At 49.9% G+C, this 15,265-nt stretch carries 9 protein-coding genes; 8 read left to right on the top strand and 1 reads right to left on the bottom strand.

Annotated elements, in window-relative coordinates; genetic code table 11:
- Positions 1-10 precede the first annotated feature (10 nt).
- The 8 genes from AR688_RS02395 (at position 11) to AR688_RS02360 (ending at position 11,182) form a co-directional block, all read left to right on the top strand.
- A complete protein-coding gene (locus tag AR688_RS02395) occupies positions 11-718 on the top strand; it encodes an ABC transporter ATP-binding protein (RefSeq protein ID WP_068228579.1) in 708 nt (235 codons plus the stop codon).
- 1 nt (position 719) lies between these two features.
- The gene (locus tag AR688_RS02390) at positions 720-3,152 is read left to right on the top strand and encodes an ABC transporter permease (RefSeq protein ID WP_068228575.1); all 2,433 of its coding nucleotides are present in this window, start codon (positions 720-722) and stop codon (positions 3,150-3,152) included.
- A gap of 141 nt (positions 3,153-3,293) precedes the next feature.
- Complete coding sequence (locus tag AR688_RS02385) at positions 3,294-4,079, top strand: UDP-2,3-diacylglucosamine diphosphatase (RefSeq protein ID WP_068228573.1); 786 nt, start codon at positions 3,294-3,296, stop codon at positions 4,077-4,079.
- Positions 4,080-4,171: 92 nt separating this feature from the next.
- The gene (locus AR688_RS02380) at positions 4,172-5,884 is read left to right on the top strand and encodes a GNAT family N-acyltransferase (protein WP_068228570.1); all 1,713 of its coding nucleotides are present in this window, start codon (positions 4,172-4,174) and stop codon (positions 5,882-5,884) included.
- A gap of 165 nt (positions 5,885-6,049) precedes the next feature.
- Positions 6,050-7,477, top strand: coding sequence for a DUF3300 domain-containing protein (locus AR688_RS02375; protein ID WP_068228566.1), 1,428 nt, complete (start codon positions 6,050-6,052; stop codon positions 7,475-7,477).
- 133 nt (positions 7,478-7,610) lie between these two features.
- The gene (locus AR688_RS02370) at positions 7,611-8,309 is read left to right on the top strand and encodes an OmpW/AlkL family protein (protein WP_068228563.1); all 699 of its coding nucleotides are present in this window, start codon (positions 7,611-7,613) and stop codon (positions 8,307-8,309) included.
- Between the two features lie 93 nt (positions 8,310-8,402).
- Positions 8,403-10,265 carry a bifunctional acetyl-CoA hydrolase/transferase family protein/GNAT family N-acetyltransferase gene (locus AR688_RS02365; RefSeq protein WP_068228561.1) on the top strand — a complete coding sequence of 621 codons (1,863 nt, stop codon included), beginning with the start codon at positions 8,403-8,405 and terminating at the stop codon, positions 10,263-10,265.
- Positions 10,265-11,182 carry a histone deacetylase family protein gene (locus tag AR688_RS02360; protein WP_068228558.1) on the top strand — a complete coding sequence of 306 codons (918 nt, stop codon included), beginning with the start codon at positions 10,265-10,267 and terminating at the stop codon, positions 11,180-11,182. Before AR688_RS02365 ends, AR688_RS02360 begins: the two co-directional genes overlap by 1 nt.
- 101 nt (positions 11,183-11,283) lie before the next feature.
- Here the strand turns inward: AR688_RS02360 and purL are convergent, their stop codons facing one another.
- Entirely contained in the window at positions 11,284-15,177 is a 3,894-nt protein-coding gene (gene purL, locus AR688_RS02355; protein WP_068228556.1) for a phosphoribosylformylglycinamidine synthase, read from the bottom strand.
- Between the last annotated feature and the right edge of the window lie 88 nt (positions 15,178-15,265).

Here is a 15,265-nt window from a genome sequence, read left to right as displayed (position 1 = left end):
GGAAACGGTTATGCGCGAATTAAGAATTAAAATGGCGGGAATTACCAAGATTTTCAGTACTGATGAAATGGATACTCATGCTCTCAGAGGAATAGATCTGGAGATTTACAGTGGCGACTTTGTCTCCATTTGTGGCCCGTCTGGTTGTGGTAAATCTACTCTGCTATCTATTCTGGGGTTACTTGATATGCCCAGCAATGGCCAGTATCTGATTGAAGATAAAGACGTCAGCCGTCTTTCGCTTACAGAGGCTGCAGAAATCCGTAACGCCAAAATTGGTTTTATCTTTCAGTCCTTTAATCTGATAGATGAACTAAGCGTATTTGATAACGTTGCCTTGCCATTACGCTATGCACAGCACGCTCCGAAGCAAGACGAAATTGAGAAACGGGTGATGCAATGTCTGGAAAAGGTTGATATGGCACACCGTGCCAAACATAAACCTAACCAGTTATCTGGTGGGCAGCAACAGCGAGTAGCAATCGCCAGAGCACTGATCGCCAACCCTGCCATTTTGTTGGTTGACGAACCTACCGGTAACCTTGATTCAAAAAATGGTGATGCCGTTATGGCTATGCTGATGCAACTCAATAAAGAGGGGACAACTTTGTGTATGGTGACACATGACCCTCGTTACGCAGAGATGGCGAACCGTAAACTACATCTGCTGGATGGCCAGATAACCGACAAGGCCGGTATATTAGCGGAGGCTAGTTAATATGTTCAGCTACTTTATCAGAACGGCTGCTAATAGTTTAAAACATGTGCCCGGTTATGTGTCGACGATAGTACTGACTTTTGGTCTGACGCTCGGCGCTCTGGTTTGCATGTTTAACCTAAACTATTTACTACTGTATAAACCGCTCCCCTATCCTGATCAACAACAGCTGTATGTCACCAACTGGACACACCACGACGATGGCCGCCTCAGATTCAATAATGCCCAGAACTACCCTGGTCTAATGGAGTTATATCAACAGACTGATCAGTTCGAACAGCGTGCTTTTATCAAATATAGTGAAGCAGTACTAACAAATGATGACGCCAAACCGAAATTAAAAGCTAATTTTATCACGCCTGATTATTTCTCAATGTTAGGCACACAGTATGTGCTGGGGCGCGGATTCTCAGCAGAAGAGGGTTTGCACTCCAAGGTGCCAGTTGCCGTAATAAGTTATCAGCTATGGCAGGATTTGTATAAAGGCAAGCCAGATATCCTGTCCGAAAAAATGATGTTCAACGGCACCAGTTTCAATATTGTTGGCGTTACAGCAAGAAACTTTGTCGAGCCACAACTACATGAAACAGGCCGCAATACCCAGGTATGGTTGCCATGGGACTTTAACCCACTTCCACCTGGAGACGATACTGCCTGGGGTATGTTTTTTATTGAGATTTATCTGGTTGCTAAACTGAACGAAGGTCAGTCTGTCAGCCAAACAGAACATAACCTTTCTACACTGATTAATAAAAGATTCCGTGAAGAAGTAACCGGTGTGCCTTATTTTGATAGCCGGAAAATCACTGTTAGTTTGCGTAGCTTTGAAAACGTTATTATGGGCGACTCTCGCTCCAGAGCCTTACTGATGTTCGCAGGAGTATTGGTGCTGGTATTAATAGCAGCAGTCAATATCATCAATCTTATTCTGGCTCGCGCAGCAAACAACCACCGTAAAATCGTGATCCAGATTGCCCTGGGAGCAAAACGTCAGCATATCTTCGGCGTAATTTTTGCCGAAATTCTGATGCTGATGCTAGCTGCCAGCACACTGGCGATTGTGATCGCTCACCTTGGTAATACCCTGCTGATATCCGTAGCGCAAACACAGCTACCCAGAGTAGCAGAGTTATCGCTGAATTTGCCTACTGTCTTGTTCTCTTGGACCATAGGTATCGTGCTGGCAGCTATTTTCTCTCTGATCACTACCAGCCAGCTCAACTATCGAGAACTGAATAAAACATTACAGGCCAGCGGTAAAGGTGCAGGTTTACAAATATCCTCTCGCATCCGTAATCTCCTGATTATCAGCCAGGTTACTCTGTGTGGTGTATTAATCAGCTGTAACCTTCAAGTATTCAGCTCTGCTGTCAAAGCAATACAAGCACCCCTGGGTTTTACTACTGAATCGAAAACATTTCTTGATTTTGACCTCGGTGAGCTGGTGATGGCACCGGCAGAAGAACGGCGAAACTACATTGAGGCGATAGCAAGGCAGCTGGAGCAACACAATGCGATAGAAACAGTCAGCCTTGCGAGTAATGCTCCAATGGCCAGAACGGTAAATATTGAGTGGACCACCGCAGTTACATCAGAGCTTGGTGGTGGCATATCTATAGGTCCCGGCATCGGAACTATAGATGAAAACTATATGCCATTAGTGGGACTACCTTTTATTGCAGGTCGTAATGTTACAGCCGAAGAAGTTACTGCACGTGACAAAGTAGCGGTGATTAATGAAACGATGGCACAAATGTTGTCGCCAGACAGCCCTGCCCTTGGCAAACCGTTTTATTTCAACAATCAGTCCGTGCCTTACCACGTGGTAGGTATCGTAAAAGATTTAACTATCCCAAACCAGCTTAATATGCCACGCATCTATGTGCCTATGCTACGTGGCGCAACCTATATGGTGTCGTATAAACCTAATCAGCAGTTGTCTGCCGCACAGTTAAATCAGTTGGCAGCTGAAGTCAGCTCACAAATTTATCTGTACGATATGTATTCGATGAATGATGTTCATCAGTTGAAAATATCTATGGATAAAATATCTGCCTGGGTGACGGCGATACTGGGTTTATTATCTCTGTTTTTAGCAGCAGTGGGAGTATACGGTGTATTAAGTTACAGCATGACCTTACGTAAATTTGAGTTGGGTATTCGTTTGGCCATTGGCGCCACACCAAAACGGATCATGACATTGGTTTGCAAGGACACTATGGTACCCGTTTTAATAGGCCTAACCTGCAGCACCGCCCTATTACTAGCGCTATTGAGTTACGTGAAGAACAAACCCTGGTTCACTGTATCAGTTGAACTGTCATCGTTTATTATTCCTGTTGGGCTAATCTGTACTATCGCCATCGCAACTGCCATTCTGGCAGTTTGGGGCGTTGCCAGTAAACCTGCAATTCACTCTCTGCGTAGCAACTAATCCGGCAGCGGATGAAAGCAAACTGCTTTCATCCGCGCTGTTATTACCATACCAAATAACCAAAGCTTCATAAATTGGTCATATCACTGACACAGCCCTCGCTGATGCTGGCTGCGCCTAAAGATAACATGGTACAGACTGATGCTGAACTGCCGCACTATCTTTTTATCTGACGTTCATCTGGGGTGCAAAGACTGCCAGGCAGATTACCTGCTGAGTTTTCTTGAGCATACTCAGGCTCAAACCATTTATCTGCTGGGTGATATTGTTGATTTATGGGCGATGCGCAAACAGGTGCACTGGACCCCAAGCCAGAACAAAGTGCTGCGCTGCCTGCTGGATAAAGCCGAACAAGGTGTAGAGGTAATATACATCCCCGGCAACCACGACGAAGCTATGCGGCTGTATGCCGGTAAAAGCTTTGGTAATATCCGCATTGCCCTGCGCGCCAGCCATACCACAGCACAGGGCAAAAAATTGTTGCTGCTGCACGGTGACGAGTTTGATAAAGAAGTTAACTTTGGCCGCTTGCATGCCTGGCTTGGCGACAACTTGTATGACTTGTTACTATTTTTAAATCGCTGGTACAACCGCCTGCGCCGGTTAACCGGTGGCGGCTACTTTAGCCTGGCTGCCTACATAAAAAGTAAGGTACCGGGCGCACAAAAAGCCATCGCCCGTTATCGCGAAGCTGCAATTGCCAAAGCCAGACGCGGTGGTTTTGACGGCATAGTATGCGGCCATATCCATCATGCCGAAATCCGCCTGGAGCAAGGCATTATTTATTGTAACGATGGCGACTGGATTGACAGCTGCACAGCGCTGATTGAACAGCCCGATGGCAGCCTGGCGTTGTATCACTGGACTGAGCAAGCAGAAAAAATTGCTGCCTTGCCACTTGCTGCCAGCAATAAAAAAGCTGCCTGAAATTTCAGCAAACTGCCATAAATCCGACACTGAATTGTCATACAACCGCTTTAGCCTGAGCGCAGCCTACTGCAGTGCTATCGGAGCGAACCATGATCAGTGTCGAACAAGTGCTTGCACAAAACCTGCCTCAGCTGTCAAACAAGCCGTGGCTGTATAAGCCGGTAAAAGGCGCCTTGCGCCGTTTGCTGCATGAGCAGGATTTTATTGCCTTTGCCAGCCGTTATCCGCATTTACAAGGGCTGGAATTTGTTGAACAGGTACTGGACTACTTTAACTTTCGCTATTCGGTGCGCGACAACGAAATGGAGCGCATCCCCACCTCCGGCCGCATTGTTATTATTGCCAACCACCCTATCGGCTCGCTGGATGGTCTGGCGCTGTTAAAGCTGGTCAGTGATATTCGCCCCGATGTTAAAGTAGTTGCCAACCAGCTACTGATGGCACTGGAGCCGCTGCATAACTTATTACTGCCGGTAAATAATATGAGCGGCGGCACAGAGCGGCGGGCACTGGACAATATTCAGCGACATTTAGCCGCTGAGGGCGCCCTGATCTTGTTTCCGTCGGGGGAGGTATCGCGCCTGCGCCCGGAAGGCATCCGCGATGGCAAATGGCACAATGGCTTTTTACGTTTTGCCAGCAATGCCAAAGCACCAATATTGCCTATTTTTATTGATGGTCGTAACTCTGCGCTGTTTTATGGCGCATCTATGCTGTACAAGCCACTGGCAACCATGCTGCTGGTAAAAGAAATGTTTAAGCAGCAACGTAAAAAGCTGGAAATGCGCATTGGCGAGCAGATCCCTTACGAAGCCTTTGCCAATATGGCGCTGGAAACTCAGGCCAAAGTAAAGTTGTTTAAAAAACACCTGTACCGGCTGGCCAAAGATAAGGCACCGCTGTTTATTACCCAAAGCGCCATTGCTCATCCGGAAGACCGTATTACGCTGAAAAAAGCCGTCGAAAGCTGTGAATTACTCGGCCAAACCGGTGATGGTAAGCAAATTTACCTGTATTGCCACCAGCAAAGCTCGCCGGTGTTACGCGAAATTGGCCGGCTGCGCGAATTTGCCTTTCGGGCCGTCGGTGAAGGCAGTGGCCTGCGCCGCGATATCGACCGCTTTGACAGCCACTACGAGCAGTTGATCCTGTGGGATAAAGACGATCTGGAAATTGTCGGCGCCTACCGCTTTGCCAACACCCGCAAAGTGCTGGCTGAATACGGCGAAAATGGCCTATACACCGCATCGTTATTTCAATTTGATGCCAAGATGCAGCCGTATCTTGATGCCGGGCTTGAACTGGGCCGCAGCTTTGTGCAGCCTCGTTACTGGGGTAAACGCAGCCTGGAATATTTATGGTACGGTATTGGCGCTTACTTAAAACGTAACCCGGATATTCGCTATCTGTTTGGCGGTGTCAGCCTGTCGAACAGCTACCCGCAGGCAGCGCGCGACCTTATGGTGTATTTTTACAGCCTGTACTTTAGCGACGCAGCCTGCGCTGCGGTGTCAAAACAACCTTATCAGCTGCCACAGGCTATTTTATCTGAATTACAGCAGCACTTTAGCGGCGATAACTACCTAGAGGATTTTACCCAGCTAAAACACTTGCTGGCCAATATGGGTGTTAGCGTACCCACACTGTATAAACAGTACAGCGAACTGTGTGAGCCGGGCGGCGTGAAGTTCCTCGCTTTTGGTACCGATCCTGATTTTGCCAACTGTGTTGACGGCCTGGTACTGGTAGATATGACCATGCTAAAAGCCAGTAAAAAAGCGCGCTATATCGACGCTGAATAACCCGGCTAAAACACCACAGAAACTGGCAGCTTCGGCTGCCAGTTTTGCTATGTAAAGGTTCAGTAAAGTTCAGTTTCAATTCAGCCAAATCCCCCTATAAGCTATACACTGTACAAAAAGCCGTCAGTGCAGTAATTTGCTAACGGTGAAACTGAGGATAGCAAGATGAAAAACCTGATGCTGCAACTAAGCCGGATACTGGCGGTGTGCGTGCTGCTGGTTAGCCAGTCGTTTGATGTGCGGGCTGAAGAAGAAACCTTGTCGCAGGCGCAGCTGGATCAAATGCTGGCGCCGGTAGCTCTGTATCCCGATACCGTATTAACCCATGTGCTGATTGCCTCAACCTATCCGCTGGAAGTGGTGCAGGCAGCCCGCTGGGTAAAAGATAACCCTAAACTTACCGGCGAAGCAGCGGTCGACGCCGTAGAACAGCAAAGCTGGGATCCAAGCGTAAAAGCCCTGGTGGCCTTTCCACAATTACTGGAACGGCTAAGCAATGATCTGGACTGGACACAGGAGCTTGGCGAGGCGTTTTTAGCCGATGAAGCGCAGGTCATGGCCAGCATTCAGAACCTGCGGCAAAAAGCCTATGCCAATGGCTCGCTAAACGACACTAAACACGTGGTAGTAGAGCGCGAGCGTGAGATTATTATTATTGAGCCGGCGCGCAAAGAAGTCGTCTATGTGCCGGTATACGACACCCGTGTAGTGTATGGCGACTGGTGGTGGCCATCACACCCGCCGGTATACTGGCATACCGCCGGAGTATATTACCGTAACAGCCCGTTTCACTGGGGTATCAGTGTCAATGTGCGGCCGTGGTTTTATTTTGGTATCTTCGACTGGCATCATCGCCATGTGGTAGTACACCACCACTATTACCACAAACCACCGCGCTATTATCCGGTGCGCCACAGACACTACGTAGATGCGCGCCGCTGGCACCACAACACCGAGCACCGTCGCGGCGTGCATTACCGCCATGAGCGCCTGAACCGTGATTACAACTCAGGTTATGGTTATCGCCAGCCAACACGCGAAATTAAAGGCCAGCCGGTGCGTCATACCCGTGTTGACAGCAATGTTACGGTGCGCGAGAACAAACCGCATTATCAGCGTAAAACAGCTGAGCAGGTCAGAATGCCTAACCGTGAATGGCAGGCGAACGATAACAACCAACGCCAGCAACGTAATGTCTCTACAGAGCAACGGCTGCGGCCAACCGAAGTTAACCGTAATGAACGCCGCCAACAGCAGCTTAACCAGCAATTAAAAGAACAGCGCCAGCCTGCGGTGCAGCGTGAGCGTTCTGAGCGGGTATTAAGTACTGAGCAGCTGCGCCAGCGCGAGCCACAACGGCATCAGCGGGCAGAGCAACCTCAGCTCAGAACAGAGCAGCGTCAGGTACAGCAGCCTAAGCAGTACCAGCAGCCCACGGTGCAGCAACGCCAGCCACAACAAGCGCATATACAGCAGCGGCAAGCAGCGCCGGTTGTGCGCCAGCAAAGTCAGCCGGCACGTGAACACCGCCAGCAGCCAACGCGGCAAACTACTGTGCAACGGCAAGATCGCCCGGCCAGACAAATCGAGTAACCAGCGCTTTATTTGATATAAAACAAACTACGGGGCTGAATTCACATCAGCCCCATTTTTTATTGATCCAGCCCAATATTCTCTGCTGAGCAAAGCGGACAATTGGCCACAGAACTTATCTGTGGAGATCACTATGAAAACAACCCTGTCCGTTATCACTCTTGCCTCACTGTTAGCCGCTGCACCTGCCTCTGCCGACTTTGCGATTAACGTAGGTGTCATTACTGTAGCGCCGGACGACAGCAGCTCCAGCTTAAACGTTATTGAGCAGGTAGCCGGTTTACCATCAGGTTCCACTGCTGTTGGTGTTAATACTAATACCCAGTTAGGTCTGACATTTGACTACCGTATTAACCCGAACTGGGCAGTACAACTGATTGCCGCTACCCCGTTCAGCCATGATATTACTGTGAAAGGCTCAGCGATTGATGGCTTAAAAGTAGGTAAAACCAAGCATTTACCACCAACTTTGCTGGCACAGTATCATTTTATGCCGCAGCATCAGATGTTTGATCCCTTCGTTGGTGTCGGCTTAAATTACACTGAGTTTTTTAACGAAAAAGCAGATGCCCAATTGGTAGGCGCACTAAACGCACTGGAAGTCGCTGGCGCTGACGACAATGTCGGGCTAAAACTAAAAAGCTCTTTTGGCCTGGCACTACAGGCTGGCGTCAATATTAAACTCAGTGATACCTTGGGCCTGCACCTGATGCTAAGCAAAATGGATATCGACACTACCGGCCGGGTCCAGGTAAATGGCACTACAGTGCAAAGCGTTGATGTTGACATAGACCCTTATGTTGCCATGGTTGGCCTGCGCTGGATGTTATAAAGCAATAACTTAGACTAAAGGCGACTGCGCGCCAGTTGCCTTTTAACCTAAACTGTTATCCTATAGCTTTATCACACTACACGGAGCATAACAGTGGCTAAAGCCCCCGCTAAGCTGAACTGGCAACAGCTGTTAAAATCCGGCGACCGTATTTTTATTGGCTCGCATGCTGGTACGCCCGCCGCCCTGATTGATGATCTGATAGCCAACGCCAAACAGCTGCACGATATTGAAATAGTGCAGGTTTATACGCTGGCAGACAACAAGTGGGTAGAGCCGCAGCATCAGCAACTGTTTAAAGTAAATGCACTGTTTATTGGTGGCGACAAAGTACGCCAGGCCGTTGCCGAAGGCCGGGCCGATTACACCCCCTGCTTTATGTCAGACATTCCATCATTATTCAGCGACGGCGTATTGCCGCTGGATGCCGCATTAATTATGGTAAGCCCGGCCGACCAGCACGGTTATCACTCGCTTGGCGTATCGGTAGATGTGGTATCGGCGGCAGCCAAATCGGCCAAAAAAGTGATTGCTCAGGTAAACCCGGCTATGCCTGTCACCTACGGCCAGGCTTTTATTCACCGCGATCAGATTGACAGTTTTTTCTATGCCGACCAGCCACTGCCAGAAATGCCGGCGCCCGAACTTGACGCCATTACTGAGCGGATTGGCCAGTATGTGTCTTTGCTGATAGAAGATGGCGCTACCATTCAGATTGGTATCGGCAAAATTTGTGACGCCGTGCTGCGTTATCTGGGTAACCACAAAGATCTTGGCGTGCACAGCGAGCTGATTACTGACGGCGTAATGGATCTGATTAAAAAAGGTGTAGTGAATAACCGCAAAAAAACCTTTCATCCGGGTAAAACGGTAACCAGTTTTTGTGTCGGTAGCCGGGCTCTGTACGATTTTGTCCATGCCAACCCGCATCTGGGTTTTTACCCCAGCGAATATGTGAACTCGCCAACTAATATCGCCCGTAATGACAATATGGTGGCCATTAACAGCGCAATTGAAGTTGATTTAACCGGCCAGATTGTTTCCGACTCTATCGGCCATTTATTTTACAGCGGCATTGGCGGCCAGGTAGATTTTAGCCGCGGCGCATCCATGAGCAGCGGCGGTAAACCCATTATCGCCCTGCCCTCAACTGCGCAAAACGGCACTATATCACGCATAGTACCCTTTATTTCTGAAGGTGCCGGTGTGGTAACCTCGCGCGGCCATGTGCATTATGTGGTTACCGAGTTTGGCGTGGCATCACTACGTGGTAAAAGTATCCGCGAACGCTCACTGGAGCTGATCCGGGTCGCACACCCGAAGTTTCGCCAGCAGCTGCTGGAAGAAGTACGCAAGCATTACTGGGTACCGCATTACCAGCTGCACACACCTATGGAAGTACCAGAGCTGGGTGATGTGGGTTTTAAAGAGCTATTAATTGACGGCGAAGAGTTTGATCTGCGGCCATTAAACCCATCTGACGAGCGCCGCCTGCAGGAGTTTTTCTACTCGCACACCAAAGAAACGCTGCAGCTACGCTACAGCGCCGTGCCAACGCAAATGAGCCGGGAGAAATCCTGTACCCTGGTTGGCGTTGATCAATCCCGCGATTTAGCACTGTGTATTGTGAAACAAAAAGGCTCAGCGGTACAAATTCAGGCTGTGGGCCGCTATTACCTGCTAAACGACAACCAAAGCTGCGAAGTAGCTTTTGTTACGCGAGAAAAACATCAGGGCAAAGGCATGGCAAAACGCCTGTTGCAGGAGATGATCACCATTGCTGAACTACGCGGCTTAACCAGCATGTCGGCTTATGTACGCTCAGAAAACAAAGCCATGCTGGCAGTATTCCAAAAAGCCGGTTTTAGCCGCCTGCCAGGGGACGAGCCAACGGAAGTTAACCTGCAACTGCGCCTTCCCCGCTCAGCCGGCAGCAAACCAGCGGAGCATAACTGATGGCAATTACCCTGTTTAGCCACCCCAGCTGTTATTTACATCTGGCCGGGGACGATCACCCGGAGCAACCTGCCCGGTTAAGTGCGATAAATGATCAGTTAATCCGCTCTGGCCTGGAGTTTATTGTGCAACAGCGCGATGCCACACCGGCCAGTGCGGAAGATTTATATCATGTACACGATAAGCTATATGTTGATGAAATTTACAACAAAACCCCTGAAGATGGCCATATCTGGCTAGACCCAGATACCCAGATAATGAAACACAGCCTCAATGCCGCCCTGCATGCCGCAGGCGCTACCATTAATGCCGTAGACCAGGTTATGAGTGACACCAACCAGCAGGCATTTTGCAATGTGCGCCCGCCGGGCCACCATGCTACACGTAGCCAGGCTATGGGCTTTTGTATTTTTAACAATATCGCAGTTGCAGCCGCTTACGCGCTTGAACACTACCAGCTTAGCCGGGTGGCAATAGTTGATTTTGACGTGCACCACGGCAACGGTACCGAAGATATTTTCGCCGCTGATGAGCGGGTGTTGTTTTGTTCATCCTTTCAGTATCCGCTTTACCCCAATACCGGTGAACACCCCAGCGCCAGTAATATTGAAAACTTACCGCTACCAGCTCTGTGTAAACCAGCCATCTGGCGCGAGCAAATTCTGCAGCACTGGCTGCCACGCATTAACGAATTTAAACCGCAGCTTATTTTAGTATCCGCCGGTTTTGATGGCCACCGCGAAGATGATATGGCGCAATTTCTGCTAACCGAAGCCGATTACCAGTGGATAGCCCAGCAGCTAAAACAACTGGCCCACCAACACTGCCAGGGCCGGATGGTGGCCGCACTGGAAGGCGGCTACGCCCTAAGCGCACTGGGGCGCAGTGTAGTAGCATTTTTAAAGGGCTTGATGTAGGTAAACACCGCCGCAATAACAACCGCTGATGCTTTTATCTTTTAGCTAGCCATAAAAAAACCTGCCGCAGCAGGTTTTTTCGTTATTACAGCTTAGTTAGCTTAACCTAACCAAACCCGCGAGTTGCGGAACATACGCATCCACGGGCTGTCTTCCTGCCAGCCGTCTGGCTGCCATGAATTAGCTACTGCGCGGAACACACGCTCCGGGTGTGGCATCATTATCGTTACCCGGCCATCAGTGGTGGTAAGCGACGTAATACCGGCTGGCGAGCCGTTCGGGTTTTGCGGGTATTGCTCAGTGGCTTTACCGTAGTGATCCACAAAGCGCATGGCAACCGTGCCGCTGTGGTTGGCTTTGGCGAATGCTTCTGATGAAGCAAACTCAGCATGGCCTTCACCGTGTGACACAGCAATGGGCATACGTGAACCGGCCATACCGTTAAAAAACAACGACGGGCTTTGCTGTATTTCTACCAGGCTAAAACGGGCTTCAAAGCGCTCAGATTTATTGCGCACAAAGTGTGGCCACAGCTCAGCACCCGGGATCAGGCTCTTGAGGTTAGACATCATCTGACAGCCGTTACACACACCCAGCGAGAAGGTGCTTTGGCGCTCAAAGAACTCAGCAAACTGCTTACGCGCAATGTCGTTAAACAATACTGATTTAGCCCAGCCTTCACCGGCACCCAGTACGTCACCGTAAGAGAAACCACCACAGGCGACTAAACCGTTGAAGTCGGCTAACTTAGCCCGGCCTGCCAGTATATCGCTCATATGCACATCAACGGCGGTGAAACCGGCACGGTTAAAGGCGGCAGCCATTTCTACATGCGAGTTAACGCCTTGTTCGCGCAAAATAGCCACTTTAGGTGCAGCACCTTTTAAAATAAACGGCGCGGCAACATCGGCATTTAAATCAAAGCTAAGTTTTACATTAAGGCCCGGATCGGCAACGTCAGCTTTGGCGTCAAACTCTTGCTTGGCGCCAGCCGGGTTGTCACGCAGTGCCTGCATCTGATAAGTGGTTTCGGCCCAGATACAACGTAAACGGGTGCGGCTGTCGCTTAATACCACTTTATCGCCACGGCTGAATACCAGCTCATCCTTCGCGTTTACGCTGCCAATAACATGGCTGCAGTTACCCAGCTGATGCTGCGCCAGTAGCTGCTTAACGTAATCCAGATCCGCTGCGGCAACCTGTATAATGGCGCCTGGCTCTTCAGAGAACAGCACCGCCATATCATCGTTACCCAGTGCGCTGATATCGGCACGTACGCCAGCTTTACCGGCAAAGGCCATTTCGGCCAGTGTAACAAATAAACCACCGTCTGAACGGTCATGGTAGGCCAGCAGTTTTTGCTCGCGGGTTAATTGCTGCACGGCGTTAAAGAAGTTAATCAACAGTTCAGGGCTGTCCAGGTCAACCGGTGTCTGGCCCAGCTGTTTATACACCTGAGCTAAACAGGAAGCGCCTAAGCGGTTTTGGCCCAGGCCTAAATCAATTACCAGCAGGCTGGTATCGCCTTTGTCGGTGCGCAGCTGCGGCGTAACCGTTTTGCGGATATCTTCTACGCGGGCAAACGCAGTGATCACTAAAGATAATGGCGCGGTAACGGCTTTATCTTCACCGTTTTGCTGCCATTTGGTTTTCATTGACATAGAGTCTTTACCCACCGGAATGGTCACTTCCAGTGCCGGGCACAGCTCTTCACCAATAGCTTTTACTGCCTCGTATAAACCGGCGTCTTCACCCGGGTGGCCGGCGGCTGCCATCCAGTTGGCAGATAATTTAATCCGTTTTAGCTCACCAATATCAGTGGCAGCTATATTGGTAATGGCTTCTGCTACCGCTAACCGGGCAGAAGCGGCAAAATCAAGCAGTGCCACAGGCGTGCGCTCGCCCATTGCCATCGCTTCGCCGTGGTAGGTGTCGTAACTGGCCGCGGTAACACCGCAGTTAGCTACCGGCACCTGCCAGGGGCCAACCATCTGGTCACGCGCAACTAAACCGGTTACCGTGCGATCACCAATAGTTACCAGAAAGGTTTTTTCTGCAATAGCCGGTAAACGCAATAAACGCTCTGCCGCGTCTTTTACTGTTACGCCGGTTAAGTCCAGTGCTTTACCCACGGTTTGTGCGCTTTGCACGTCACGGTGCATTTTCGGCGCTTTGCCCAGTAACACATTTAACGGTAGATCAATTGGCGTGCTGCCAAAATGGGTATCGGTCAGCGTTAAGTGTTGCTCTGCTGTAGCTTCGCCTACTACGGCAAAAGGTGCGCGCTCACGTTTACAAATTTGCTCGAATACCGGCATTTTGTCGGCCGGTATCGCCATCACATAACGCTCTTGCGATTCGTTACACCAGATTTGCAGTGGCGACATGCCAGGCTCGTCGTTTGGTACATTACGCAGCTCAAACTTACCGCCCACGCCACCGTCGTTCACCAGCTCTGGAAAGGCGTTGGATAAACCACCGGCGCCAACATCATGAATAAATACGATAGGGTTTTCGCTTCCCAGCTGCCAGCAGCGGTCAATGACTTCCTGACAACGGCGTTCAATTTCCGGGTTTTCACGTTGCACTGAGGCAAAGTCTAAATCCTCGGCTGACTGGCCTGATGCCATCGAAGATGCCGCACCGCCGCCCAGACCGATATTCATCGCCGGGCCGCCTAATACCACCAGTTTTGCGCCAACCGGTAAATCGCCTTTTTGTACATGATCTGCACGGATATTGCCCAAACCACCGGCAATCATAATCGGCTTATGGTAACCGCGTACTTCGTCGCCGTTATGGCTGGGTACCTTTTCTTCATAGGTACGGAAATAACCATTAATCGCCGGCCGGCCAAATTCGTTATTAAACGCCGCACCGCCTAATGGGCCTTCCAGCATAATATCCAGCGCCGATACAATACGCTCCGGCTTACCAAAATCGGTTTCCCATGGCTGCTCAAAACCCGGAATACGTAAGTTCGACACCGAAAAACCTACCAGACCGGCTTTAGGCTTAGAACCGACACCTGTGGCGCCTTCATCACGAATTTCACCACCTGAACCGGTGGCTGCCCCCGGGTATGGCGAAATAGCCGTTGGATGGTTGTGAGTTTCTACTTTCATCAGTATATGAATAGGTTCATGGTGATACTGATAAGTTAGATTACCAGGCTGGGCAAAAAAGCGGCCAGCGGTAGAGCCTTCCATTACAGCAGCATTGTCTTTGTAGGCAGACAACACATAGTCCGGTGTTTGCTCAAAAGTGTTTTTAATCATTTTAAACAGCGATTTAGGCTGTTGTACGCCGTCTATTGTCCAGTCAGCGTTAAAAATTTTGTGCCGGCAATGCTCTGAGTTCGCCTGGGCGAACATATACAGCTCGATGTCGTTCGGGTTACGGCCAAGCGCGGTGAAGTTATCAAACAGATAATCAATTTCGTCATCGGCCAGTGCCAGGCCCATATCGGTATTGGCTTTGGCCAGCGCAGCACGCCCACCGTTTTTAATATCCACCGAGCTAAGCTCTGCAGGCTCAGCTTTGGTAAACAGTGCCTGCGCTTGGGTAAACTCGCTAAACACCGCTTCCATCATGCGGTCATGCAATAAGGCAGCAACCTGCTTTAGCTGCTCAGCCGTTAAGGCTGTAGAGGCTTCTACATAATAGGCAATACCGCGCTCTAAGCGCGAAACCGGCGTTAAACCACAGTTACGGGCAATATCTGTCGCTTTAGATGACCAGGGCGAAATAGTGCCCGGCCGTGGCGTTACCAGCACTAACTGGCCGCGTGGTTCATGGCTGGCAATAGCCGGGCCATAGGTTAACAATTTATCCAGTGTTTGCTGCTGGGCTTCAGTCAATGCGCTGCTAACGTCAGCAAAGTGCATAAACTCAGCATAAATACCGCTGATGGTTAAGCCACTCTGGGCGCATTGGTCTAGTAACTTCTGAATTCTGAAATCGGACAGTGCTGGCGCACCACGCAGGATCAACATAGGCTTTTTTTCCCGTGGATTGAACGACGATGGAACCTAAAACAGGCGCGCCATTATAAAGAAATTTCTGCTCAAGTGGTATGAGTAA

The organism is Rheinheimera sp. EpRS3 (assembly GCF_001513785.1).
GTDB lineage: Bacteria > Pseudomonadota > Gammaproteobacteria > Enterobacterales > Alteromonadaceae > Alishewanella.
Note: the sequence above shows the minus strand (reverse complement) of the source record. Positions and strands in the feature narration are given on the sequence as shown.